Here is a 23,001-nt window from a genome sequence, read left to right on the forward strand (position 1 = left end):
TTTGTTGGCTGTTTTTCATAAAAGAGCGGAGGCGCGCCATGGAAAGCTACAAGGAAATTGTCGCTATAGTCCTCGCGGGAGCCACCGCTTTCTTCTACCTCCTCTGGTTCTTTCTCCCCCCCATCCGCCTGGTCTGGCGCTGCCTCTCCATCCAGGAAAACCTCCCGGTCTTGAACACCCTGAAGGCGTGCTATGACTCCGCCTGGCCCTTCCGCCCCGCCATGTTCAGAAGGCAGATGCGGCTTTGGCTCGAACTGAGACTCCTGCACCCCAAGCCGCGCCGGAAGCCGAGATGGTTTTTCGACCCCAGGACCAAGCGCTACCAGCTGCAGTACGACGACACCGGTTACCGTCAGGAGGTGGCCGAGTGGAAACGCGCCACCCGCGCCAAGTTCGGGGCGTTGAAGATAAAGGAGAAGGGGCCGGTGATCGAGGTGGTGGATGCCTTCCGCCTGAACGACGACAGCACCAAGGACGGCATCAAGCGGTACCTCCTCGCCGTGTCGCAGTTGAGACTCTCGCTGGACGAAGAGGCCTCCTTTCTCTGCAGCGTGAAGATCGAGCACGGCTTTTTGTTGCCGCTGAACCTCCTGGCGGGGCTCATGTCCCGCTTCGCCGACGACTGGGGCCCGATCATCTCATGTTACGACCGGATGGCCAGCCGGGCCTTCTCGGCGCCGCAGATGACCATCTTCAACCTGTGGCTTTTGTGGGGACCGAGCGTGCCGATCTGCTGCTGCGACCAGTGGGCCGGGCCGGTCACGCTGCAGTACGGCTTCGGGGACGAGAACAGCTCGGTGCGGGTCAGGGTGAGGGACGAGAGAAAAGAGCAACTGCTGGCGGACCTGCGCAAGGCGGTGGCGGGACGGAACAGCACCGCCCACCCCGCGTTGCACGCGAGCATCACCGGGAGGCTCTGGCCCCCGAGCAGCTTCTTCCAGGGTGAGATCTGCGGGGCGCAGCAGGAGCTTTTGAATCCGGACCGCGAGGCCTTCATCCTCGAGTACGAGGGGCACAGCGTGATCGGCAACCCGGCGAGTTCCCGGCTCTTCTACACCGGGTACGTCTGGGCGCTCTTCGTGGTGGGGAGGGAACAGAAGCCTTCCGGGGAGCAGGTGCGCCAGGAGCCGTGGCTGCACGTGATCCCCTTCTTCGAGCATGGCAACATCGTGGACGAGTCCTGCTACAACATGGCCAAGCTGCAGCTGGCGCTCAAGGTGATCAACTTCGTGAAGACCAGCGGCCACCTGGAGGCCGACCCGGGGCTCGCCCCCCTGAGGCTTTGGTACGTCTGCGCCCTGGACGACTCCGGGTGCGGCCGGGACATCGGGGTGCTCCCAAAGGGGAAGACCATTCGGAGGACCCTCGATGAACTGCTGTCGGAGAGCGAGCACCGGCCGCTCAAGAAGCGGATCATCACCGATGACCGCGGCTATTGCCAGTTCCTGTCGGGGTGCCACCTCTCCACGATGGTGTCCGAGCTGTTCGATACCATCGCGACCGAGGCGGGGCGCGCCGGGAGCCGGCGGGGTTAGGAGAGGGCCTTTACCAGGGCGGTCGGGTGCAGCGCCAGTCCGAACAGCCCGGCCACCCCCATCACGACGCCGAAAAAGGCGAACGCCAGCGCCAGGTAGAGGAGCTTCCTCTTTCCGGTGAGCGACGTGATCGCCAGCATGGCCAGCGACACCGCCAGGGTGGCGTCGGAGAGGTCGAACTGGTCGTCGCGGTAGTTGAGGTCGTCGTACTGCTTGCCGAAGGCGTTCGCCTTGTCGGCGAGCTTCGCTTCCTCCACCTTGTAGCGGGCGATGTTGTCGCCGTACTGCTTCTGCTGCGCCGCCAGGGGAGCCGAGACCTTCCCGGGCGCCATGGACTCCAGGGCCACCACCTGGTTCAGCCCAAGCTCCGCCAGGTGCTGTTTGAGTTTCTTGGCCTGGTACTCGTTCCAGGTGTCCACCTGGTCCGACTTCGCCTGCAGCATGGCCTGCACGATATTGTCGTCCTTCACCTTGCAGACTGCCATGAAGACCGAGATGAGCGCCACCGTGATGGCGACCCAGTTGTTGAGGGCGTTTCTGGCCTCGGACGTGTCGAGCCGATCCTGCAAGTCGTTCAGTTCTGACATCAGTTTCCTCTCCTTTTGGACCGCCGGGGATTGGCTCCGCAGGTGCCGGTCCCCCTTCGTGACGGGAAGAAGATATTTTAAAAGAGAATAACTTGCAATCAAATGACAAACGGATGACAAAGGCGTCATCTTGAAAGAGCCGCATCCAACGACAAAGGGGCAGCCGTGCTGAGACGGCTGCCCCTTTGTCATGAGTTGACGAACGTGAGACGCTTACGGTGCCGGGAACAGGGTGCCGGAAACCAAGGTGTCAGCGATCTGTGCGCCGGTCGGGTCGACCAGATAGGCCGAGTAGGAAACGCCGGTGATCTTGACCGAACCGGAGACCAGGGTGGCCCCGGTGGGGATGAGGGCCGGGTCAACGATCTCGTCCAGCGGCACGATGGAGTAGACGGCGTTCCAGTCGTAGCCGGTGATCTTGCCGTTGGGGTTGAGGCGGCCGTCCTTGGTGACGGTCGGGGCCTTGACGGCCTTCATGCCGGAGGCAGACAGCTTCTGTGTCGTCTTGACGGTGGTGTCGATATTGAAAGCCTTGTCCTCGGCAAACTCCTTGTTGGTGCAGGCGCCTTCGCCGATGATCTGAATCTCGCCGTTATGCTTCTTCTTGGCGCAGACCACGGTGCCGGTCTCGGTGACGATCTGGTACTCGAAGGAGTAGTCGAAGGAGTAGTCGACGACGACGGACTTGCCGCTCTGGATGGCGCCGTTGTTGACGGATCCGGTGAGGGTGACGTCGCCGCCGGTGGCGTCGCCGGGGTTGGTGTAGGTCGCGCTCGCCAATTTGAAATCGCCGGTTACGTCAGCGGATGCGCCGGTCACATTGCCGGCCAGGCACGCGAGCATTGCCAAGGCTGCTACAAATATCTTTTTCATTTCTGCCCTCCATAGGAATAAATGGCAAGTGGTGCCGAGAGATTGTCCTACGTATATGACAAAAATCGTGAATACTGAATATATATCCAGGTATAAACCGTCTATAACTTTGGATATATTCGCTCAATGAAGAGGCACGTCTGAGGACAATCAACCCCAAAAGGAACAAAAAGAAAACCCCGCTCGTGAAAGCGGGGTTTGTCGGTGAGCTGAGACGGCCAAGCCTGTGGCTCGACGTTTATTTTCCGGAAGTCCTGAGGGCGAGGCAGTCGACGAGAAGGCGCTCGCCGGTGAAGGAGGCCTCTTTCCGTTTGACGATGCGCCAGCCGCCGGTATTGAAGGCACTGTGCCCGGTCAACTCCTGGGCCAGCCCCGGGAACCCTTCCAACAGTTCGACGAGCGCCTGGTCGTGTCCGAGCACGACCGGCTTCAGCCCGTCGCCCACCAGGATGGTGATCGGCTCAACGACCAGGTTGGCCAGGTCGTAGGGGGCGGGCTCCACCGCGGCGGCCCTCCCCTGCAGGCGGATCATCCGGGCGCGCGAGTCGGGGCCGACGGTCCCCTTGGTGGTGCTGATCAGGTCGAGCAGGTGGTCGCGGATGTCGTTCAGGCTGTCGGCCGCGTTCAGCCGCTCGATCTCGGGGTAGATCTCCAGCGCCTTGGCAAGGAGGGAGACCTCGCGCAGGTAGTTGCTGCGCTGGTTCTCCGGGACCAGGTACATGGCGATCACCTTGACCGCCTTGCCGTCGGGTGAGCCGTAGTCGATCCCCTTGGGGCTCCAGCCGACGACGCAGATCAAGTCCTCCTCGAAGGGGACGCGGGCGTCCGGGCAGGCCCACCCCTTGCCCAGGGCGGTCTTGGCGGTCCCCTCCTTGGCGAGGATCAGGCCGGCGACGTCGGTGTCCGGCGGCAGCGACGGCACGGCCTCGAGGATGTGGGCCAGAAAGCGCAGCGCATCCTCCTTGTCGTAGTCGTCGGGTATCTCGAGGAGACGTCCTTCCTGTAGTGCGTCGAGCAAGCTATCCATCAGTCACCTCCAAAGCGGTTGAAGAACCAGGTCTTCACGAAGTGGGTCATTACGGAGTAGGTCAACAGGAAACCGATGATCCAGATCCAGTAGACCGGCGGCAGCGGCACCAGGTTGAGCGCCGCGGCGAAGGGGGAGTAGGGGAGCCAGACGCCGATGCCCATGATGCCCAGGGTGGTCAGGGTCATGGGGAGCGAGGCGCAGCTGCCGAAGAACGGGATGCGTCGGGTCCTGATGATGTGCACGATCAGGGTCTGGGTCAGAAGCGACTCCACGAACCACCCGGTCTGGAACAGCTTGGCGAAACCCTCCTGCTGCAGCGCGCTGACGCCCGGTGCGTTGTAGGCGGCGCAGCCGAAAACATACCACATAAGGGCGAAGGTCGCGTAGTCGAAGAGCGAGCTGATCGGGCCGACGCAGAACATGAAGCGCTTGATGTTCTCGATGTTCCACTTGAGCGGCTTGGCGATGAGTTCCGGGTCGACGCGGTCGGTCGGGATGCCGGTCTGCGAGAAATCGTAGAGCAGGTTGTTGGTCAGGATCTGCACCGGCTGCATGGGGAGGAAGGGGAGCAGGTAGCTCGCCCCCATCACGGAGAACATGTTGCCGAAGTTGGAGGAGGCTCCCATCCTGATGTACTTGACGATGTTGGCGAAGACGCGGCGCCCCTCCATGATCCCCTCCTCGAGGACCAGGAGGCTCTTCTCCAGGAGCACGATGTCGGCGGTCTCCTTGGCGACGTCGACCCCGGAGTCGACCGAGATGCCGACGTCGGCGGCCTTCAGTGCCGGGGCGTCGTTGATGCCGTCCCCAAGGAAACCGACCACGTGGCCGCTGGCGCGCAGGCTGCGCACGATCTGCTCCTTCTGCGCGGGGGAGAGCTTCACGAAGACGTCCACGTCCTGGACCACCTGGGCGAATTCATCCTCGCTGACACGGGAGAGCTCGGCGCCGGTCAGCATGCGGTCCGCCTTGAGGCCGACGTTGGTGCAGACCCTCTGGGTGACCAGGCCGTTGTCGCCGGTGAGCACCTTGACCCGCACCCCCGCTTCCTGCAAAAGGCCCAGCGCCTCGCTGGCCTGGGCCTTCGGGGGGTCGAAGAAGGCGATGAAGCCCAAAAGGATCATCTGCGACTCGTCCTTCACCTCGAACTGGGTCTTCTGGCGCGGGAATTCGCGGTAGGCGATGGCGAGTACGCGGAAGCCGTCGCGGTTGTGGCGCTCGACCTCCTCGAAGAGGTTGTCCCTGATCATGTCGAAGAGGGGGTAGACCTCCTCGCCGATCTGGTAGTGGCTGCAACACTCGTAGATCTCCTCCACCGCACCCTTGCAGATCAGCACGTGGTCGTCCTCGAAGTCCACCACCACCGACATGCGGCGGCGCTGGAAATCGAAGGGGAGCTCGTCCACCAGGCGGCAGAGCTGCACGTTCATGTCGGTGTGGTCGAGGATGGCGCGGTCGATCAGGTTGCGAAGCCCCGTCTGGTAGTGGCTGTTCAGGTAGGCGTAGGTGAGGACGTCCTCGCTGGTGCGGCCGGTCAGGTCGACGTACTTCTCCAGGACGACCTTGTCCTGGGTCAGGGTGCCGGTCTTGTCGGTGCACAGGATGTCGATGGCGCCGAAGTTCTGGATCGAGGGGAGCCGCTTGATGATCACCTTCTTGGCCGCCATGGTGAGGGCGCCCTTGGCGAGGTTCACCGTCACGATCATCGGGAGCATTTCCGGGGTGAGGCCGACGGCGATGGAGAGGCCGAAGAGGAGGGCGTCGACCCAGTTCCCCTTGGTCATGCCGACGATCATGAACACGGCGGCGGTCATCACCAGCATGAAGCGGATCATGAGCCAGGTGAAGGAGCGGGTCCCCTTGTCGAAGCTGGTCTCCTCCGGCTTCTCGGCGAGCGAGGCGGAGATGGAGCCGAACAGGGTGCGCACGCCCGTGTTGACCACGACGGCGCGGGCCGAGCCGCTGTTCACGCTGGAGCCTAAGTAGCAGGCGTTGGGGAGCTCCCAGGCGGAAAGGCCGGCCTCGTGCTCCTTGTCCACCAGCGCGCTCTTCTCCACCGGCATCGATTCGCCGGTGAGCGCCGACTGGCTGACGAAGAAGTCTTTCGCGGAGAGGAGCCTGACGTCGGCGGGGATGATGGAGCCCGCCATGAGGAGCACGATGTCGCCGGGGACCACGTCCGAGATCCTTATCTCGGTCTCCTCGCCGTCCCTCAGTACCAGGGTCCGCGACTGCACCCTTTTCCCCAGCGCCTCGACCGCCTGCCCGGAGCGGCGGTCCAGGATGAAGGAGAGCCCGACGCTCAGGATGATCATTGCGGTGACGATGGCGGCGGACTTGGTCTCGCCGACGGCGCCGGAGAGGATGGCGATCACCAGGAGTTGGATGACGAGCGGGCTCTTGCAGCGCTCCAGAAGGTCGGCCATGACGCCCAGGCGCTTGGCGTGGGCCAGTTCGTTGGCGCCGTATTCGTCGAGGCGCTTTTCGGCCTCCTCGGTCGTGAGCCCTTCCTTGGCCTTGGTGTCGAGCTCTTTAAGCGTGTCGCGCACCGACATGGAGCAGAGCTCGACCAGGCGGCGCTCGCTGGCGCCCTGGGTCGCGGTCTTATGCGCCGCTGCGCGCTGGGCGGGAGTCTGGTGCTTGGCCGAACGCCCGGTGGGTATATTTGAAATCATGAGCATCTTTCCTTCTCCTGTCACATCTGTGCTGCTGGTGGCCGCCTGCGCGCGGCGGACCACGGCCTTGCGCCGGCGAGCCAAGAAGGATGCCGGCAAACCGGTTACGCGAGGGTGCGGCTGGTCGGGGAGGGAACGCGCGCGCGGATGACGTCGCTGTTCGCACCACGGCCTGCACGCGGCCGGGCGGACGAACTGCCGCCGATGCGTGAACCGATCGTTGATTGCACTAATGAGGGAGTGTACGACAACACCCCGCTGCTTCTTAAGTCCCGTTCTTGGGCGGAAAGCGGGTCAAAGCAGGCAGGGAAGGAGGATGGCTTTGAAAGGGGGCTAGCGCCGCAGGAACGGGATGGGTAACGGATATTCGCTACTATGACTGTCCAATTTGTAGAACCACCACCTTTCTCATGTGACGTGAAGATACGAAAAAAGGCCACGGGAGAACCCGGGCCTGAACGTCTGCCTCTGATTCCCCACTCGTAGGTTTTCGGCAGAGCACAACGTAGGTCGCGGGGACCAGCTACCTTAAGTAAAGCCTTAATCCGGCAATACCTGGTCTACCCATTGGCGTCTTTCGACGTTTCCGGGCAGTAGCCTGTGTTTGTGCAAACGCCTCATCTTAACGAGGAATTCGGTGCTGCTATGCGTATGTGGCCGGAGCCGGGCGGGTTTGCAGCGGTACCCGCATGGTCTGACCAAAAATTTGTAACAGGTTTGGCTGCGGGTGGCAAGCAAAAAGTACCGGCGGTGGTGCCGACTTAGGACGACGAAGGCCACCGTGGTGAGCCGCGGTGGCCATCGCCTGCCGAAGACGTGTGTCGGATGAGATGTTAATGGCCGGGCTTGTTCAGATCCTCAAGGATGTCGTTGGCCTCTTTGAGTTTTTCGTGGAGTTTTTTCAACTCGTCGGCGGTGTAGACCCTGCCCCCCTTGTTGATCTCTGCCTGCAGTTTGGCGATCTTCTGCTGGATGCTGTCTACCTCGTTTTTGCAGTCCTTGGAGATGAGCAGGCACTCGTCCTTGCCGCCTGTGTCCGCGGCATAAGCCGGTACGCTACCCAGTGCCAGGAAACCTGCCATCACAACCAGAGCAATCCTTTTCATCATGCGCCTCCTGTTTGAAGTGAGATTTCCAGAATCGGTGGTAACAACCCCGCCGCCTGTGTCGAGGTTATGCCGGAACGTCGGGCACTCTATGACTTAGGCCGTGGGGTTGATACAGAGATTATCTCACATAATCACTCTGCAGGATAGCATGAGGTGGAAAATCGTCGCCTGAGGGTGGCTGCGCTAAAGGATCACCATGAAGACCGCGGCGGCGGCGAGGATGAGCAGGCGGTGCCCGAAGAGCGCCTGCCGGGGCAGGCCGTCCTGGCGCTGCAACTTGGCCAGGATCACCCAGGAGAAGAGGGCGGCCAGCAACAGCAGCGGGTAGATGAGCAGCCGAAGCGTTCCCAGTTCCGGGGTGAGCGCCGCCGCGTCGAGCACGTTTTCGAGCCCGAGCGCCTGGATGAGGAGCGGGACGATCTGCGCGCCCCCCTCGACCAACGCCCGGAAGAAGATCATGAACAGCCCGGCCACGGCCAACGGGAGATAGGCGAGCCCGCTGGTGGTGAAGACCGAGCGCCAGCCGGTGCCGCGCACGGAGGCGGAGGCGAGGCAGGCGAGCAGGGGGAAGCCGGCCGCGATGCCCAGCGCGAGCAGGTAATCCTGCACGCTCCAGATGGTGCGCGAGAAAATTTCCAGCTGGCGCCCCGCCACCAGTGGCGTCCCCTTGGCGGCGATGACGACGCCGATGAGCGTAGTGCTGAAGAGCGCCTCGCGGAAGCCGCGCCGGGCCCGGTTGAAGCCGCCCCAGGTGGGGTTTCTCAGGTCGAGCTGCATGGAGCGGTGCGGGCAGCTCCTGACGCAGTTCAGGCAGAGCACGCAGTGATCGGAGCTGTCGACGCCGGAGGGGTGCAGCCCCATGGGGCACCCCTTCTCCTTGATGCAGTCGTCGACGCGGCAGCGGCTCAGGCAGACATTGTGGTTACTGTGCATCTCAAGCGGCGAGATGCGCGACACGAGGCTCACGATCCGCCCCAGGGGGCACAAAAACTTGCACCACCCCCGGCGGCCGATGACCAGGTCCGCGCTCACGGTGGCGCAGAGTATCCCGGAGAGGAGCACCCCGGTGGCCCCCGCGTAGCTGAACATGCCGGTCGCCTGCTCCAGAAGGAGGATCACCACCAGCGCGGCGAAGGAGAGCGACGGCCCCCAGCGGCGCAGCCAGGGGGCGGGGTCGCGCACCACGCGGCTGGAGACCCCGAGGTACTCGCCGATCGCCTCCATGGGACAGAAGCTGCACCAGCCGCGGGCGAACAGGAAGGCGGTGAGCAAAAGCGCCGGCCAGCCGATGGTCCAGGCGGCCAGGTTGGCGGCGTTATGCTGGCGCGGTCCGAACAGCGCGTAGAGTGTCACGCCGAGAAAAAGCGGCACGGTAAGCCAGCGCAACAGGCGCGGGAAGCGCGGGTTCCTAGCCAGGTTCTCCACGGCCGGCAGCGTGAGCAGGTTGAAGCGGCCGTCCCCGAAGGGGTGCCCCTGCAGCGAGATGTGCTCGGGCTGGATCTCGTCATCGTTGCAGACCACCACCGCGCGCGAGACGACCTGGTACAGCTCGCTGGCGTTCAGGGGCCAGTCGTGGTCCACCAGGCGGTTCAGCGCGTCCTGGGAGAGGCGGCGTACCTGTTTGTGGTGCTTGGCGTTCAGGGACTTCAAAAGGCTCCGGGCGATGACCGGGATGTCCTTCTTGCGCTCCCTGAGCGGCACGAGCTCCAGGGTCTCGACGGAAAGCTTCTTGAAGAGCACCGCGTTGAACTTGCCGCTTTCCACCAGGGGGCGCAGCGGCTTGCCGCTGGTGGCGATGATGCGCACCTGGGCGCTTCTGAGCTTGGTCTCGCCGCGGCGGGTGAAATGGCCGGTCTCCATGAATTCGACCAGCTCCTCCTGCACGGCGCTGGAGAGACAGTCGATGTTCCTGAGGATGATGTCGCCACCGGCTGCGAGCTCGATCATGCCGCGCCTGACCCTGCGCGCGTACATGGCCCCCTCCGGCGCGTGCCCGAACAGGGCGGCCTCCTGGGCGAGCCCCAGGAGGAGCGAGTTCTGCTGAGCCGAGTCGCTGGCGGAGCATTCCTCGCCCATCACCGGGGGAGGGGAGGCGCAGTCGAGAAAGAGGATCGGACGGTCCCCGGTGCTGTGGAAATGGATCAGGCGGGCGGCAAGGTCCTTCCAGGTCCCCGGCTCGCCGAGGATGAGGACGTGGCTCCTGGTCCCGGAGAGGTGCTGCAGGCGCTGGTTGAGAAGACGCACCCACTGCGAGGTGCCGGGGAACTCGCCGAACTCGGGAAGAAGCTGCCAGCCGATGATGTTGGTGATCACCTCGCGGTGCTCGCTCTCCTCGCGCTGGTGGCGGTGCGCCCAGCTCCCCAACTGCGCGGCCAGGATGCGGCTCAAGTTGGCGTAGAGCAGCGGCATGCTCTCCAGCAGCTCCTCGAAGTGCTCCCGGGTGAGCCGGCCGGCCTGGACCTCGGTGATGGCGCGAACGTCGGCGGAACGTTTCTCGTCGGTGAGGATGGCCCGCTCGCCGATCACGTTGCCGATGCCAAGCTCGGTGAGGTTGAGGATCTGCCCGCAACGGTCCAGGAGTTCCACCCGGATCCTGCCGGAGAGGATCACGTAGAGCTCCTGCGCCGGTTCGCTCCTGGCGAGGATCACGTCGCCGGCGGCGAAATCGCGCAACTCCAGGCGCTGCGCGATGCGCTCCAGGTCGTGCTGGTTTAGGCCGTTGAAAAGGCGTATGCCCGAAATGGTCTCGGAACTGATTGAAGCCATCGTTCTCCCGGCTTCGGCAGGAGGTTACCCGGTGCGGTGGCCGTTGGGCCGGGGCGGCTGCCGAAGAGGTTTACGATGGTAGCGTAAAAGGCGGGGCGGTGTCTAAAGCGTATACCGCGCTTAGGGTTGCGGGCGCGTATACGTCAATGGGGCGGGCGGGGATCAGTGACGCACGAGGGAAGAGGTGCTGCGGGGGAGGGGGGTCACCAACTGCGGCGGACGGCCGCCACCACGCGCCGGGCCCCGTGCAGCGCGCCCAGAGGGCCCTTGTCCGGGCCGTAGGGGAGATCGCCCCCGACGGTGACCTTCCAGGTGTCGGTGACGTTGTAGCCGACCTCCGCCTTGACGAGGCCGTCGCCCCGTTCGAGGCCGCAGTCCCAGACCAGCTTCCAGGCGCCCCACTCCTCGGTCTGGTTCCAGGCCACGATCAGGGCGGGGAGGAGACCGCGGTCGAAGAGGAGCGTCGGATCGACCGGCGGGTCGATGGCGTTGCCGGCCAGGGTGATGAGGAGCGTCCCGTCCCCGAAACCGCGCTCGACGCTCAGGGTGCCGATCAGGGCATCGCCCAACTCGCGGTCCGACGAGAAGAGGGCGGCAGCCTCGCCGCGCACCACGTAGGGACCGGCCACCCGGGACACCTCGACGCCGACCCCGTGCTCGCGCGGATAGCGCCGTCCCACCGAGATCACCGGGACCGGCCCGCCCTGCAGGGCGGGGTCGAGAGAGAAGGCCAGGATGGGGGCGGGGCGCACCCCGCTTCTGGCCCAGACGCCGAGGTCCCAGTCGCCGTGGGTCGCCAGGAGGCGCAGGGCGGCGAAGCCGGGGAGCGGTGGCGCGTCCTCCACCTCCTGGAATCTGGTCCCGGCCGGGAGGGCGCCCGAGGCGATGGGGGCGTTGCGGCTGCCCAAGGGGGGGAGGCGCCAGGGTGTGGTCACCGGCACCAGCACCGCCTGGTAGCGCAGGTTCTCCTCCTGGCCGCTCAGGCGGACGGCCCAAAGCGGCAGCTTCTCGTCGGCGAAGGGGTCGGTAACGTCGCGGGGGAGGAAGGCGTCGGCGGGGGAGTAGCCGTCGGTCTTGCCCCAGCCGAGCTGGAAACGCCCGAACTCCAGGTCGTGCGACGGGGCGAGCGGGACGCGCAGCCAGAGCTCCGGGGCCGAGAGCGGCGCTCGCCGGAGCTTTCTGTCGGCCGGGTCGAAGACCAGCGGGCTCGTCTGCGGCGAGGTGAGCCACTCGGCGCGCAGGGAGGCGGTGAACTGGCTCTCGGCGAGGCGCTGTTCCCACTTGCCGTAGAGCGTGCCCCAGCCGGCGCCGTAGGGCTCGCCGGCGAAGCGCTCGCCGTAGGCGAAGCCCTTCAGCTCCGCGTAGCCGGAGAAACCTTCGGCCAACGCGGAGCAGGGGAGCAGCAGCAGTACTAGGAGCAGGAGGAACGGTCTCAATCGCCCCCCTCGCGGGTCAGGTTCTGCAGCGTGAAGCGGCTGGCGGGCTGGGGACGGTTGAAGGAGATCTGTTTCAGCGTCACCGTGGTGTGGCTCCCCTTCTTCAGGTCGGTCATCTCCATGCGCGCGGCGACGTAGTGCCCCTCGACGTTCTTGATGTCCGAGAGGATCAGGCGCTTGGCCGGCTCCTTCTCCCCCTTCCTGATCAGGTCCTCGCGCACCAGGTAGAGGATGTCCTTTCTCAGGTAGAGGATCAGCTTCTGGTAGATCGACTTGCTCCCCTTCTCCAGCGGGATCGCGGTGATGACCCAGCAGGGCTGGCCGTCGAGCGTTTCCTCCCCCTGCAGCGAGACCTTGTACTTCTCGTGGTCGAACTCCTCCATGTCCTCGTAGTTGAAGTCGGTGCCGACGAAGGAGGCGTCGCGGTCCTGCGGCGCGATGCGCCGTTCCCGTTTCATGGAGGGGAGGTAGAGCCACTGGTCCGGGTTGTCCGACCCCGGCCGCGGCAGGGAGAGAAAGCCCACCCCCTTCACCTCGGGAGGATCGGTGAAGCGGATCAGGTTTTTGGAGTCGCCCGCGTACCCCTGGCGGTAGCTGTTCCACCCCTTCTTGCGGACCTTCCCCTCCTTGTTGACCACGGTGAGGTCGCCTGAGTACTGCTGGGTCTTGGTGCGGTGCCGGCTCTCCGATTCCTTCAAGAGCGCGCGCGCGTCGGGGGCGGCGAAGGTGGGGGCGGAGTAAAGGGGGACGAGGAGCGCGGCTGCGACAGCGAGCAGCAGCGTCTTGGCGAGATTTCGGATCATTGGAAAATACCTCCGTTGGATAAATGTGCAGACGGCAGTACCCTTGGCCGTCCATCCCCCCTCCCTCCGGGAGAGGGACGGTCCGACTGTAGGGGCGAATGATTATTCGCCCAACTGCCGGTGGCCCGACCGCCGTCAATGGCGAGAGAGGCTGCGGTGCGACAAAGGGGGGCGAATGATTATTCGCCCCTACAGGTTTCCGATGCCCACGGGCATCATTCGTACTCAATCGCCTCGGTCACCTTGACCCCGGCGGCCTGGCGCGCGGGGATGCCGGCGGCGAGGAAGGAAACCAGGGGGAGCGCCACGATGAGCTCTCCCAGCACCTCCCACGGGTAATGGTGCGGCATGGCCCAGCCGGTGAAGGCCCTGGCCACCGGCCCCTCCATGAAGGAGGCGAAGAGGTTCCCTGCCGGAAGCGCCAGCATGAGCCCCACCATGGCGAGCACCAAGGCCTCCAGCACCACGCTGCGCGCGATCTGCCCGGGGAGCGCCCCGAGCGCCTTCAATATCCCGATCTCGCGGGTGCGCTCCGCCACCGAGATCAGCAGCGAGGTGACGATGCCGAGGAAGGCGACCCCGAGCGCCAGCAACACCGTGATGCGCATGACGGCGTAGAAGGCGTCGATCGCCTTGCCGATCTCGTCCTTGAACTCGCGCTGGGTCGAGATGAGCGCGGGATAGCGGCCGGAAAGCTTGGCGCGGATAGCGTCGCGCACGCGGCCGGGATCGGTCCCCGGCGTCACCGAGACGTCGTAGATGTCGACCCGGTCGTCCTGCCAGTGCCTCAGAAAGACCTTGCGGTCGAGGAAGACGGCCCCCTGGTCCGAGGAGTAGTCGCGGATCACGGCGGCGATGGGGAACTCCACCATCCCTCCCGGCGTGTTGAGCGGCACCTTGTCGCCGATGCCGAGGCCGAAGCGGTCGTGGAAGTTCTCGGTGACGGCGCACATCTCCTTGTTGAGCAATCCCTCCCGCATGGCATCCCGATTTCCCTGGGCGAAGTCGTAGCGCACCCGCTGCATCAGCGTGTCCATCTCCACGGAGCCGACCAGGATCTGCCGGCCGCGAAACTGGGGGCGGATGGCGCGGTAGCTCTCCACGGTGCGCACGCCGGGAAGCGCCAGGATCTCACCCTTCACCGCGCCGGGATAGAGGAAGTCGGGACGCGAGAAGTTGGCCGAGGCGCGCACGAAGAGGTCGCAGGTGAGGATGTCGTCCATCCAGCGCACGATGGTGAGCCTGGTGGACCCCATGTACCCCCCAAGCCCCAGCACGAAGGTGAGCGAGAGCGCCATGGCCATGATGGTGCCGGCGCTGCGGCGCGGGTTGCCCAGGAGCGAATCCGAGGAGAGCGGGCCTGCGGAGGGGAAGAGGCGGGTGAGCAGCGGGCCCAAGGCGACCAGGACGGCGCGGGAGAGCGGACCGATCAGGAGCACGAGGCCGACGCCGCCCAGAAGGAGCACCGAGAGCACCAGGGCGTTTCCCTTGACCACGCTGCTCAAGGCGAGCGCCACGGCGCCGGCCACCAGGGCGACCCCGGCGGCGATGCGCGGGCCGATCCGGCGCTGCACCCGGGCCTGGAACGAACCCTTGGCGAAGGCCTCGGTGGGGGAGATGCGCGAGGCGGAGAGGGCGGGCCCCCAGGCGCCGACCAGCGAGGCGATCAGTCCCAGCAGCATGGACTGCAGCACGATCGCCGGGGTGAGGTGGACCACGCCGGAGCCGGAGATGCCGTACACCATCTCGGTACTCTGCCCCATGCTCACCAACAGCGCCTGCGAGAAGGCGGTGCCGGTCAGGCAGCCGAGCGCGCCGCCAAGGAGGCCGATGATGAGCGCCTCGGCCAGGAACAGGACCTGCACCTGGCGCGGCGTGGCGCCCAGGGCGCGCAGCGTGCCGATGTCGCGGCGCCTGCGGTTCACCGAGACGTTGAAGGCGTTGAAGATGAGGAAGATGCCGATGGAGAGGGCGAAGGCGCTGGAGACGTTGAAGCCGGCGGTGAAGTTGGCCACCAGGCGCTCCATCTGCTCGCCGCGCCTGGCCGGGGTCTCGACGCGGTAGGCCGGGCCGAGCGCCTTTTGCAGCAGCTCGGTCCCCTGGGCCACGCTGACCCCGTCCTGGAGGCGCACGTCGATGCGGTCGAAGCGCCGTCCGCGGCCGAAGAGTTCCTGCGCGGCGTAGACGTCCACCACCATCAGGTTGCCGCCGAAGGCCTGGGCGAACCCCTTGGGGCTCATCAGGCCGCGCGCGGTCACCTTCCTGACGCCGCTGGGGACCTTGACGGCGAGGGAGGTGCCGGTGGCGAGCCCTGCGCGTTTGGCGAACTCGCGGGTGAAGAGGGCGGAGTCGGGCTGGGCCAGGAAGAGTAGCGGATCGTCCAGGTCGGCGTCGTCCCCTTCGAAGCCGTAGTCGCGCATCTCGCGGTCGCCCAAAAGATCGACGCCGATCACCATCAGGCTTCCCAGTTCCCCCTTTTCCGGGACCACGATCTGCTCGATCACCGGGGAGGTGGCCCGGATGCCGGGGAGGTTGCGGAGCCGTTCCTGCAGCGCCTCGGGGACGCCACCCTCCATGGTCACCTGGAGCTGCGCCTTGCCGGCGACCCGGTCCACCGTGGAACCGATGCCGACCACCAGCGCGTCCTGCGCCGTCTTGATGGAGCTGAAGGTGGTGACGCCGACCACCACCCCCAAGAGGGTGAGGATGGTCTTGGCCAGGTGGCGCCGCGCGTAGGAGAGGGAGAGGTGACGCAGCAGGAACCTCATCTGTCACCTCCCGGGACCGCGCCGTCGTCCTCGACCCGGCCGTCGCGCAGGCGAATGAGGCGGTCGCAGGCGGAGGCGGCCTCGCGGTCGTGGGTCACCATGACGATGGTGGTGCCGCGCCGGCCGTGGATGGAGCGGAGCAGGGCCAGGATCTCCTTGCCGCGGGCGCTGTCCAGGTTGCCGGTCGGCTCGTCGGCCAGAAGCAGCGGCGCGTCGGTGACCAGGGCGCGGGCGATGGCGACGCGCTGGCGCTCGCCACCGGAGAGCTCGTCGGGGAGGTGGTCGGCGCGGTTTTCCAGCCCCACCTCGGCCAGCACCCGCGCCACCCTCGCTTCCGTCTCCTTGGCGGGGACCCCGGCGAGTCGCAGCGGCAGCGCCACGTTCTGGCTCACCCGCAGCGTGGGCATCAGGTGGTAGGCCTGGAAGATGTAGGAGACGTGGGCGCGCCGGAACAGGGAGCGCTCCTTCTCGCTTTGCCGGGCGAGGTCGGTCCCGGCCACGAGCACCGCGCCGGAGCTCGGCACGTCCAGCCCTCCCATCAGGTTCAACAGCGTCGACTTGCCCGAGCCCGACGGCCCCATGATGGCCACCATCTCGCCGGGGGCGATGGAAAGGGTAATGCCGGCCAGCGCCGTCACCGTCGATTTACCGTCGTACGATTTCACCACGTCGCTCAGTTGCAGCACGGTTGGTTCCTCCTTGGCAGGGGCGAACGTCTTTCGTCCCTGCACGATGTTATGCCTGTTACTCCTCCCCCCGGAGGGGGGAGGTTGGGAGGGGGGCAGCACGCAGGTTGCTACGCTCCCCCTCCCTAACCCTCCCCCTCCGGGGGAGGGGAGGTTTCATTTCGAGCGGCCATCGTTGCGCTCATTTCTCCACCGTCCCTGCCGCTCTCCCGCCGGTAGATCTCCTGGAAATCGCAGCGCCCCTTCAAGCGGTACACGACGCCCCGCGCCCCCAGGACGAACCGGGTGGTCCAGATGTGCACCGGCATGCCGCGCATGAACCCCTTGCGCGTCACCTCGACCATGGCGTCCATGCCGCGACGGAAGAAATCCTCGTCGCCGAAGTCGAAGGTCCCCTCGGTGAGCCACGGCTCCAGCTGCCAGCGGATCACGCGGCCGATCAGCTCCAGGCGCTCCCGCCCCATCTCTTCCGCGGATTCGTACAGCGACGACTTGACGATGAGCCGCTCCATCTCCGCCTCGTCCCGGCGCAACAGCGCCTCCTCCACCTCGACCTGCAACTGCCACTCCTCGTCGGTCAATTGCCGGGTGCAGCCGAAGTCGACCAGCCCGAGCCGCCCGTCCGGCATGAAGATGTAATTGCCGGGATTGGGGTCGGCGAGAAGCCAGTGGGTGCGGTACAGCATGCGCATGGTGGCGACGGTCATCAGGTGGGTGTAGCGGTCACGCAGTTCCTGTGAGGGGGCGGAGTCGAGTAATTCTTCCAGGTGCACCCCCTCCAGGTGCTCCGTGGTCAGCACCCGGCGCGAGGAGAATTCCGGGTAGACGCGCGGGATGACGATACCCTCCTCCGGGACGAAGGAGTCGCGTACGGTTTGGGCGAAGCTCGCCTCGGCGAGGTAGTCGGTCTCCGCCAAAAGCACCCGTTCCACCTCGGCCAGCTTGGCGACGACGTTGCCCCAATCCTCCCCCAGCCGCATCGGCTGCATGAGCAGGCGCAGGTTCTTGAGATCCGCCTCGATGGTGCTGGCGATGCCGGGATACTGGATCTTCACCGCCACCAGTTCGCCGGAGTGGAGCCGGGCACGGTGCACCTGCCCCAGCGAGGCGGCGGCGAAGGCCTCCCTCTCGAAGCTCGCGAACAGCTCGTGGGGCTCCTTGCCGAACTCGTCCAGGAAGACCTCGCGCACCATGGCGTAGTGCATGGGGGGAGCCTCGAAGTGGAGCGCCGGGAGGAGGCGGGCGAACTCGTCGGGAAGGGCGTCCGGGAAGGTGGCCAGCATCTGACCGAGCTTCATGACCGCCCCGCGCAGGTAACCCATGGTGCCCAGGAGCTCGAGCGCCGCCTTCAGGTGGGTCTCGCTTTTGAGCCGCTCCCGCTCGTCGGCGTCGGCCCAGCGGCTGCGCAGCCAGTAGGCGAGGTAGGCGCAGGTGACCTTGGCCTGCAGCGACCCCAGGATCCAGAGCCGGGAGAACGAGGTGGTGGGAGGACGCCTGGCGGCGACGCTTTCGACCAGCTCGGCCAGGCGCCTTCGTGCCGCCTCTTCCTGGCGCGGCATCAGGTCGAGCAGCGCCGCCCGGTCCTCGATCCCCCTTTTGCGCCGGGTCTCAGCAGTCATGGTCGCCTCCCTGGGTGACGCCGGAGATCATCTGCACGAAGGTGCGGATGGCGTAGTCGATGAGGGCCCGGGAGGATTCCTGGTTCTCGGATTGATCGCCGGTCCAGGAGGCGAGGATGCCGAGGTAGAGCGACCAGTAGATGGTTGCGGCGACGTCTTCGGGAGTAGCGGCGAAGCCGTGGCGCAGCATGATCTGCCGCACGCACTCCAGGTGCTCCTGGCGCGCCGTTTCCCCCTCGGGGCAGACGCTCTTGCGCGGAAAGGGGCTCAGGGAGCGCTCCAGCACCGGACCCAGGAAGGGGCGCAGGGGGCGCAGGCGGCGCAGCTCCGTGCCGATCAGCAGGAACAGCTCCTCCTCCAGCGATTCGCTGCCGTCCAGGCGGGTCAGGAATTCCTCCCGTCCCCGCGCCAGCGCCTCGTTCACCATGGTCATCGCCATGGTCTCCTTGCTGGGGAAGTAGTTGAACATGGTGCCGGCGGCGACGCCGGCCGCGAGCGCGATGTCGCGGGTGGTGGTCTGGTCGAAGCCGCGCGCGGCGAAGAGCTCGGCGGCTTTATCCAGGATCCGGGCCCGGCACAACTGTTTCGCCTGCTCGCTGATGCGCATCGACTGCTCCCTTAAGAAAATGAACGCGCTCACTATAGCAGAAGCGCGGCGGCAGTCAATGTAAAAGTGAGCGTGCTCACAAAGCCGTCGTCCATGGTTCCCTCGGGAGGGGGTGGGGGACGGTGCCATTACTTCAAGCGGCGAGGGGGACTGGCACCTGCGGAGCCAGTCCCCTGTCAGTTTCCGTGCCGGGAGCAAGGGGTGCAGGACGGAAGGGAGCCAATGAATCGAATATAATTGCCGTTTCGTTGTCTGTCATAGCCCGTGTGCTATGCTTTTCGGGTAACCATGAATCTGGCAGTTGTTGTAGCAATGGTGATTAAAAACAGTCAGATACGGAGCTTGATGACCCCTTAAACATAGGTGACTTATGGTCGAGTCAGGGAAGGTGCATTTAAGGCTGCAAGCAATGACTGCTATCGCCTTGGGTGGCATGCTCTTCTTCGAGATGGGCGAAGCCAACGTCTACCATCAGACCAGCGCTAACCACATCCTGACCATGGCAGAATGCATGGCCTGCCACTCTGAAGACTCCACCCGACCGGTTTCCATCTGTCTCGATGATCACTGCCTGTATTCCAATGACCACCCGGTGCTGCGCCGGTATCCCCCTCCGGCGAAAGCGGACAAGTTCGCGCCGGTGTCGGACCTGCTGGCGGCCGGTTGCGTTCTGGAGGACGGCAAGATCACCTGCCTTTCCTGCCATAACCTGACCAAGCCGGCGCCGCACCTGGTCAGGGACGGCGACGAGCTCTGCTACATCTGCCACAGGTACCTGCGGTCCACCTACTGAGGGGCGATCCGGTTTGACTTTAAACGGCGGAGATGGTAACAAAAACTCTTCGTAATTTTCCTCCGCACCCCTGGGACATTGACTGATGCGCCGTCGCCTCCTTGCCTACATCAGTACCCTCCGCGTCAGACGCGTCCTCTTCGTCGGCTGCATCCTGGCGTTGTCCGCCCTGCTCCTGCTGGTGCTGCTGGTGGTGTCGATGCCGGCCATCCTTTCCACCGATCCCGCACAGTCCCTGCTGCGGCTGGGCATCTCCAGGGCACTGAAGAAGCCGGTTTCCTGGTCCGACCTCCAGGTCTCCTGGTCCGACGGCATCGCCCTTACCGGCCTTGTGTTGGGGGACGGTCCGCCGCCGCTGCTGCATGCGTCCCTGCAGCAACTGCACCTGGAGCCGGGCCTTTCCCGGGACAAGGCGACCAGGCGCTGGTGCGTGCGCATCGACCTCAAGGTGAAGAAGCTGGAGGCAGAGCTGGCGCCGGGTCCCCCGAAGCCCCCCGAGGCGAAGCCGGTCAAGGATCCGCTCACCCGTATCGCCGAAGGGGTACAGAAGTTCCAGTCCCTGGAGTGGCCGCTGCCGCTCGATCTGCGCCTCTCCGTCGACGCTTCCCCCATGAAGTTCTCCTACGCCGATCCCGTCTCCAAGCGCGAAGCGCTCTTGAGCGACTTCTCCTTCGGCCTCGCCGTACCGTCCCTGGGCAAACTCCCCATTCGCACTTCCGTTTCCGGCAAGGTCGCGGTGGACGCGGGCAAGCCGCAGCCGATCACCCTGAGCCTGGAGGTCGCCGACCTGGTCACCGCCGCCTACCGTATCAAGCCCGCGGCGGCCTCGCTGGCGGCACGTGCGGATCTTCCCGGAGTCGCCTTCAGCGCGGCCGGCGGGGTGACGCGACCGGAGGGGCTCAAGGCGAACCTGGCACTTTCCCTCCCGGAGCTCGCCCGACTCGCTGCCCCCTTCGCCAAGAAGCCACTTCCCGAGATCGCCGGGAAACTGGGGCTCGACCTCAAGGCCCAGGCCGACCGGGCGGGGGACCTGCGGGTGGCGCTCGCCCTGGACGGCGACGGACTGGCGGTGAGCCGGCTCCCGGGCAGGAAGGCCGGCCTCGCCCCGCTGGACCTGCACCTGCGCCAGAAGCTGGTCAGTAACCACGAGCGCCAGCAGGTGGCGTTCGACGAGGGGAGCCTGGCCAGCCCCGGACTCATCACCGCGTCCTGGCACGCGCTGGTCGATCGCCCCACCGAAAAGTCGCGCAGCGTGGCGGCGGAGCTGGGGCCGTTGCGCCTGGACCTGGGTCGGGCCCGGCAGGTGGCGGCGCCTTTCCTGCCCAAAAACCTTCCGGTGCGGGATTTACAGGGGACGGCATCCCTCGCCAGGCTGAGCGCGCGGCTCAAGGGGCCGGACAACGACGGGACCGTGCAGATCGAGAAGCTGGGGCTGGAGCTGCCGCGGCTGCAACTGGCGCTTGCGGGAGGCCCCCTGCAGGGGGAGGGGATGACCCTCTCCCTAGACAAGGGGATGATTCCCCTGAGAAAGATGAAGCCGGTGCGGGTAGCGGCCGACCTCTCCTGGTCCGGGCGCCGCGTTGACCTCGCGGGGAAGAAGCCGGTCCGTATCGACGGCATGAAGGGGGGCGTGAGCCTCGTCCTGACCGAGATCGACCTGAAGGGGAAACGCGCCCTGGTCGACGCCCGGCAGAAGCTGGAGCTGGAACGGGCCACCGTGGGGAGCGAACTGGCGCTGGAGCAGTTGCGGGAGGATCTGGAACTGAAGGCGCGCGCCTTTAGCGGCGGCGCCCTGGACCTGGCGCTCCCGGCGCTGCAGGTTTCCGCGAAGAGCGTGCAGGCCCATCAGCAGGGTAAAGACGTGACGCTGCACCCCTTCACCGCCCGCCTCGCCGCCGAAGGGGTGCACCTGCCGCCCAAGGGGCAGGGGAGCCCGACCGTGCAGCGCGCCACCTGCTCGCTCTCCGCGTCCGACGCGCTGGCCTTCGACGCCGAAGCGGCGCTGACCGGGCAGGGGCGCCAGCTTGCCGCCAGCAAGGGGAAGCTGCGCCTGGACTTGCGCCGCCTGATGCCAATCGCGCGCCCGTTCCTTCCCGCCGGCTTCGACGCCGCGGGGCTCGCCGCCGCCTCCTGGGATATCGCGGCGCCGCTGCCGGTGCCCCAACTCGCCAAAGAAGAGAACCCGCTGCGCAAGGCGAAGGGGAGCCTGGCGTTACTGGAGCGCGCTGACCTGGCGCTCACCCTGGACGACCTGGACCTGCGTCTCCCCAACGCCCAGGGGAGCTACCGGGTGCAGGGGCTTGCCACCGCGCCGCAACTGCGCCTCGCCCTGCCGCACCCCGGCGCGCCGCTCACCGTGGATGGCGCTTTCCGCTTCGCCTCGGTTAACGGCCTTTCCGGCACGGCCGGGACCCTGCCGCTGCAGGCCGGGACGCTGACCCTGCAGGGGGATTTGGCGGGGTGGAAGGAGTTGCGGCTCACCGAAGAATTGAAGGTCGCCTCGCTGGGGCTCTCGCAGATCGCCGACCTCACCGTGGGGCGCATCGACGCGCTCCTGGAGGATCACGGAGGCAAATTCGACGCCGCCACGCTTTTGAAGCGCCTCGACGCCACCATGTTCGCCCACCTGGAGGGGACCTTCCCGGCCGAGGCGAAGAAGGTGCTGGCGGGTTGGCAGTTGGCGGGGAACGTTTCCGCCGGCGCGCGCGTCGACCTCACCGCGGCGCGTGAACTGAGGGTGCGCGGCTACGGCAAGTGCCGCGACTTCGGGGTGGCGGACGGCAAGGGGGTGGCGGCCAGCGGGGTCCGGGCCGACCTGGTGCTCGACCGCAGCTACGCCCTGGCGCAGGCGCAGGGGAAGGGCGAGGAGTGGGTGCCGCTTTCGGCCGGGCTGGTGCGTCCGGCGCCGGTGACATCCTTGGGTGCGGCCAATTCCGATCTCGCCGCCCGCATCTACGAGGACCTGCGCGGGCTGATGGGGGCGCCGCGCAAGATAAGCGTCCAGCGTGCCTCCTTCAAGTCCGGCGCGGTCCCGCTCGAGGCGAACGCCTTGGAGGCGGATCTCCTCCTCGAACCCGAGGCGCTGGGGGTGAGCTTCTTCCAGGCCGAGGTGGGGGGAGGAACGGTGCGGGCACGGGGCATGATCGATCTCTCCCGCGAGGTCCCGGTACTCACCACCTACTGCAATTTCTCGAAGCTGGACCCGGTGCTTCTCTTCCCGGCGGCGGGGGGGCAGCGTCCCGGCGGGGAAGGTGAGCTGACCGGCGAATTGAGCCTGTCGGCGCCGCTTGCCACCGAGCAGCGCGCGCTCCTGGAGGGGATGCGCCTGAACCTCAACCTGCGCCGGTTCAGTTCGCGCATCCTGGACCGCGTCCTCTTCGCGCTCGATCCGTACCAGCGCAACGAGAAGATCGTGGCGCAGCGTAAATCGTTGCAGACCGCTGATTTGAAGGGGCTGCGGGTCAGCGCCGTCGACGGCGCCCTCGACTGCGAAGGGGAGCTGGCCGTCAAGGGGATCGACATCGCCATCCCGAGGATCGAGCGTCTGCGCCTCTCCGAGCTTCCCATCCAAAACGAGTTGAAGCGGCTCCTCGTCTCTATCGCCTCGTCCCGGACCCTCCTGGACCTGGTCCGTTCCGACACCCTGGTGATCGACGAAAAAGGCAAGCCGTCCCTGAAAAGGAGGAGCAATGCGGGAATCTAAAACGGGTTCTA

General features: G+C 66.0%; 15 protein-coding genes and 1 riboswitch. Of the genes, 3 read left to right on the plus strand and 12 right to left on the minus strand.

Annotated elements, in window-relative coordinates:
* Nucleotides 1–38 precede the first annotated feature (38 nt).
* Nucleotides 39–1,535: a hypothetical protein gene (locus tag KOL99_RS14290; RefSeq protein WP_216511158.1), complete on the plus strand. Its 1,497-nt coding sequence runs from the start codon at nt 39–41 to the stop codon at nt 1,533–1,535.
* Here the strand turns inward: KOL99_RS14290 and KOL99_RS14295 are convergent.
* The 12 genes from KOL99_RS14295 to KOL99_RS14350 all read right to left on the minus strand — a co-directional run bounded on the left by KOL99_RS14295 (nt 1,532) and on the right by KOL99_RS14350 (nt 18,494).
* Complete coding sequence (locus tag KOL99_RS14295) at nt 1,532–2,122, minus strand: DUF4337 domain-containing protein (RefSeq protein WP_216511159.1); 591 nt, start codon at nt 2,120–2,122, stop codon at nt 1,532–1,534. The genes KOL99_RS14290 and KOL99_RS14295 overlap by 4 nt on opposite strands.
* Nucleotides 2,123–2,335: 213 nt before the next feature.
* The gene (locus KOL99_RS14300; protein WP_216511160.1) at nt 2,336–2,995 is read right to left on the minus strand and encodes a hypothetical protein; all 660 of its coding nucleotides are present in this window, start codon (nt 2,993–2,995) and stop codon (nt 2,336–2,338) included.
* 238 nt (nt 2,996–3,233) lie between these two features.
* Nucleotides 3,234–4,022: a PTS sugar transporter subunit IIA gene (locus KOL99_RS14305; protein WP_216511161.1), complete on the minus strand. Its 789-nt coding sequence runs from the start codon at nt 4,020–4,022 to the stop codon at nt 3,234–3,236.
* Nucleotides 4,022–6,706 (minus strand): magnesium-translocating P-type ATPase, encoded by a 2,685-nt coding sequence (gene mgtA, locus KOL99_RS14310; RefSeq protein ID WP_216511162.1) that lies wholly within the window; start codon nt 6,704–6,706, stop codon nt 4,022–4,024. The genes KOL99_RS14305 and mgtA overlap by 1 nt, the downstream gene beginning before the upstream one ends.
* Before the next feature lie 462 nt (nt 6,707–7,168).
* Nucleotides 7,169–7,337: riboswitch (M-box (ykoK) riboswitch) on the minus strand.
* A gap of 196 nt (nt 7,338–7,533) precedes the next feature.
* The gene (locus KOL99_RS14315; protein WP_216511163.1) at nt 7,534–7,806 is read right to left on the minus strand and encodes a hypothetical protein; all 273 of its coding nucleotides are present in this window, start codon (nt 7,804–7,806) and stop codon (nt 7,534–7,536) included.
* Between the two features lie 186 nt (nt 7,807–7,992).
* Nucleotides 7,993–10,575 (minus strand): sigma 54-interacting transcriptional regulator, encoded by a 2,583-nt coding sequence (locus KOL99_RS14320; protein WP_216511164.1) that lies wholly within the window; start codon nt 10,573–10,575, stop codon nt 7,993–7,995.
* 203 nt (nt 10,576–10,778) lie between these two features.
* On the minus strand, nt 10,779–12,011 hold the full coding sequence (locus tag KOL99_RS14325; protein ID WP_216511165.1) for a hypothetical protein: 1,233 nt from the start codon (nt 12,009–12,011) through the stop codon (nt 10,779–10,781).
* On the minus strand, nt 12,008–12,814 hold the full coding sequence (locus KOL99_RS14330) for an outer membrane lipoprotein-sorting protein (protein WP_216511166.1): 807 nt from the start codon (nt 12,812–12,814) through the stop codon (nt 12,008–12,010). The genes KOL99_RS14325 and KOL99_RS14330 overlap by 4 nt, the downstream gene beginning before the upstream one ends.
* 215 nt (nt 12,815–13,029) lie before the next feature.
* Nucleotides 13,030–15,582, minus strand: a complete 2,553-nt coding sequence (locus KOL99_RS14335; protein WP_216511167.1) for an ABC transporter permease — start codon at nt 15,580–15,582, stop codon at nt 13,030–13,032.
* Nucleotides 15,579–16,268, minus strand: a complete 690-nt coding sequence (locus KOL99_RS14340; protein ID WP_216511168.1) for an ABC transporter ATP-binding protein — start codon at nt 16,266–16,268, stop codon at nt 15,579–15,581. The genes KOL99_RS14335 and KOL99_RS14340 overlap by 4 nt, the downstream gene beginning before the upstream one ends.
* 125 nt (nt 16,269–16,393) lie before the next feature.
* Nucleotides 16,394–17,887 (minus strand): ABC1 kinase family protein, encoded by a 1,494-nt coding sequence (locus tag KOL99_RS14345; RefSeq protein ID WP_216511169.1) that lies wholly within the window; start codon nt 17,885–17,887, stop codon nt 16,394–16,396.
* Complete coding sequence (locus tag KOL99_RS14350; RefSeq protein ID WP_216511170.1) at nt 17,877–18,494, minus strand: TetR/AcrR family transcriptional regulator; 618 nt, start codon at nt 18,492–18,494, stop codon at nt 17,877–17,879. The genes KOL99_RS14345 and KOL99_RS14350 overlap by 11 nt, the downstream gene beginning before the upstream one ends.
* Before the next feature lie 409 nt (nt 18,495–18,903).
* On the opposite strand from KOL99_RS14350, the gene KOL99_RS14355 reads away from it, so the two are divergent.
* Nucleotides 18,904–19,287, plus strand: a complete 384-nt coding sequence (locus KOL99_RS14355; protein ID WP_236026252.1) for a cytochrome c3 family protein — start codon at nt 18,904–18,906, stop codon at nt 19,285–19,287.
* A gap of 85 nt (nt 19,288–19,372) precedes the next feature.
* On the plus strand, nt 19,373–22,990 hold the full coding sequence (locus tag KOL99_RS14360; protein ID WP_216511172.1) for a translocation/assembly module TamB domain-containing protein: 3,618 nt from the start codon (nt 19,373–19,375) through the stop codon (nt 22,988–22,990).
* Nucleotides 22,991–23,001: the final 11 nt, after the last annotated feature.

It is taken from the genome of Geomonas azotofigens (assembly GCF_018919395.1).
Taxonomy (GTDB): Bacteria; Desulfobacterota; Desulfuromonadia; order Geobacterales; family Geobacteraceae; genus Geomonas; species Geomonas azotofigens.

Bases quoted from the DNA above. Each gene is read 5' to 3' on its own strand.
- KOL99_RS14290 (WP_216511158.1), top strand. From the start codon at position 39: ATGGAAAGCTACAAGGAAATTGTCGCTATAGTCCTCGCGGGAGCCACC.
- KOL99_RS14295 (WP_216511159.1), bottom strand. From the start codon at position 2,122: ATGTCAGAACTGAACGACTTGCAGGATCGGCTCGACACGTCCGAGGCC.
- KOL99_RS14300 (WP_216511160.1), bottom strand. From the start codon at position 2,995: ATGAAAAAGATATTTGTAGCAGCCTTGGCAATGCTCGCGTGCCTGGCC.
- KOL99_RS14305 (WP_216511161.1), bottom strand. From the start codon at position 4,022: ATGGATAGCTTGCTCGACGCACTACAGGAAGGACGTCTCCTCGAGATA.
- mgtA (WP_216511162.1), bottom strand. From the start codon at position 6,706: ATGCTCATGATTTCAAATATACCCACCGGGCGTTCGGCCAAGCACCAG.
- KOL99_RS14315 (WP_216511163.1), bottom strand. From the start codon at position 7,806: ATGAAAAGGATTGCTCTGGTTGTGATGGCAGGTTTCCTGGCACTGGGT.
- KOL99_RS14320 (WP_216511164.1), bottom strand. From the start codon at position 10,575: ATGGCTTCAATCAGTTCCGAGACCATTTCGGGCATACGCCTTTTCAAC.
- KOL99_RS14330 (WP_216511166.1), bottom strand. From the start codon at position 12,814: ATGATCCGAAATCTCGCCAAGACGCTGCTGCTCGCTGTCGCAGCCGCG.
- KOL99_RS14335 (WP_216511167.1), bottom strand. From the start codon at position 15,582: ATGAGGTTCCTGCTGCGTCACCTCTCCCTCTCCTACGCGCGGCGCCAC.
- KOL99_RS14345 (WP_216511169.1), bottom strand. From the start codon at position 17,887: ATGACTGCTGAGACCCGGCGCAAAAGGGGGATCGAGGACCGGGCGGCG.
- KOL99_RS14350 (WP_216511170.1), bottom strand. From the start codon at position 18,494: ATGCGCATCAGCGAGCAGGCGAAACAGTTGTGCCGGGCCCGGATCCTG.
- KOL99_RS14355 (WP_236026252.1), top strand. From the start codon at position 18,904: ATGACTGCTATCGCCTTGGGTGGCATGCTCTTCTTCGAGATGGGCGAA.
- KOL99_RS14360 (WP_216511172.1), top strand. From the start codon at position 19,373: ATGCGCCGTCGCCTCCTTGCCTACATCAGTACCCTCCGCGTCAGACGC.